The following is a 709-nucleotide window of genomic DNA, read 5'->3' as shown; positions in this document are numbered from 1 at the left end:
GGGATGGGGACACTGTCTGGTGGGTAGTTTGACTGGGGCGGTCTCCTCCCAAAGAGTAACGGAGGAGCACGAAGGTTGGCTAAGTACGGTCGGACATCGTACGGTTAGTGCAATGGCATAAGCCAGCTTAACTGCGAGACAGACACGTCGAGCAGGTACGAAAGTAGGTCATAGTGATCCGGTGGTTCTGTATGGAAGGGCCATCGCTCAACGGATAAAAGGTACTCCGGGGATAACAGGCTGATACCGCCCAAGAGTTCATATCGACGGCGGTGTTTGGCACCTCGATGTCGGCTCATCACATCCTGGGGCTGAAGTCGGTCCCAAGGGTATGGCTGTTCGCCATTTAAAGTGGTACGCGAGCTGGGTTTAGAACGTCGTGAGACAGTTCGGTCCCTATCTGCCGTGGGCGTTTGAGAATTGAAGAGGGCTGCTCCTAGTACGAGAGGACCGGAGTGGACGAACCTCTGGTGTTCCGGTTGTCACGCCAGTGGCATTGCCGGGTAGCTATGTTCGGAACTGATAACCGCTGAAAGCATCTAAGCGGGAAGCAGGCTTTGAGATGAGTTCTCACTGGGACTTTAAGTCCCCTGAAGGGTCGTCGGAGACTACGACGTTGATAGGCAGGGTGTGTAAGCGTTGTGAGGCGTTGAGCTAACCTGTACTAATTGCCCGTGAGGCTTAACCATACAACACCAAAGAAAATTGT

At 53.6% G+C, this 709-nt stretch carries 1 rRNA gene; it reads left to right on the top strand.

Annotation, left to right across the window (positions count from 1 at the left end):
- Positions 1 to 689 (top strand): 23S ribosomal RNA (locus E8M12_RS16245); the annotation flags it as partial.
- Between the last annotated feature and the right edge of the window lie 20 nt (positions 690 to 709).

The sequence above is a fragment of the Thalassotalea mangrovi genome, from assembly GCF_005116735.1.
GTDB classification, from domain to species: Bacteria; Pseudomonadota; Gammaproteobacteria; order Enterobacterales; family Alteromonadaceae; genus Thalassotalea_A; species Thalassotalea_A mangrovi.
The sequence above is the reverse complement of the archived record's forward strand: the minus strand, read 5'-3'. Positions and strand labels throughout refer to the sequence as shown.